The organism is Citrobacter braakii (assembly GCF_002075345.1).
Classification (GTDB): Bacteria; Pseudomonadota; Gammaproteobacteria; order Enterobacterales; family Enterobacteriaceae; genus Citrobacter; species Citrobacter braakii.
Map to the genome: position 1 here is coordinate 1 of NZ_NAEW01000095.1, position 638 is coordinate 638.

At 51.1% G+C, this 638-nt stretch carries 2 protein-coding genes; both read right to left on the reverse strand.

From position 1 onward, the window contains the following. The coding region (gene ssb / locus BZK42_RS28025; protein ID WP_143329790.1) for a single-stranded DNA-binding protein at positions 1-236 on the reverse strand (236 nt) is incomplete at its 3' end. A 12-nt stretch (positions 237-248) separates the two neighbouring features. Further along, positions 249-467: a hypothetical protein gene (locus BZK42_RS28030; protein WP_080861655.1), complete on the reverse strand. Its 219-nt coding sequence runs from the start codon at positions 465-467 to the stop codon at positions 249-251. Between the last annotated feature and the right edge of the window lie 171 nt (positions 468-638).

Sequence of the window (638 nt, forward strand, 5' to 3'; positions counted from 1 at the left end):
TACACCTGGGAGCCTTTACGCAGATACTCACCGGCAATTTCTGCCAGTTTGCCGTAAATCACCACACGGTGCCATTCGGTGCGTTCTTTCTGCTCACCTGTCTGTTTGTCTTTCCAGGTATCTGACGTCGCCAGTGACAGCATCGCCACCGCATTGCTATTGGGCAAATAACGAACTTCCGGATCCTGCCCCAGATTACCTATGAGAATTACCTTGTTTACCCCTCTTGAAGCCATGATGATTTCTCCTTAAAACTGTTCACGCTGTGACCATGTGCCCTGTTCGAGCGCACGTTCAGCCAGTTCAGCAGTGGCAAAATACTCCACGGATTCACGGGATACCGGGCCCATTTCGTTTGCCGTACCGATGTAGAAGCCGGCACCGCTGCGAAGGACCTGTAAGGGTAAAGACAGACCGGCGAATTCTGCTGCCAGCATGCCGGTGGAGACAGTTGTTGAATTTAACATATTGTGTTCCTTAATCAGTTGATGAACGGAACACACCTTCCTGACGGAAAGTGTGTCACCGCCAGGGAGAGGTCAGTTAAAATGACGGTTTCAGAATGAGTTTTCCGCGTACTGCTTCTGCGGAGTCTGGTCCTGAACCGGAGGAGTCGAGGTCGGTTTTTCTGCCTTGTA

Coding starts and splice junctions, on each gene's coding strand:
- BZK42_RS28030 (WP_080861655.1), bottom strand. CDS start 467: ATGTTAAATTCAACAACTGTCTCCACCGGCATGCTGGCAGCAGAATTC.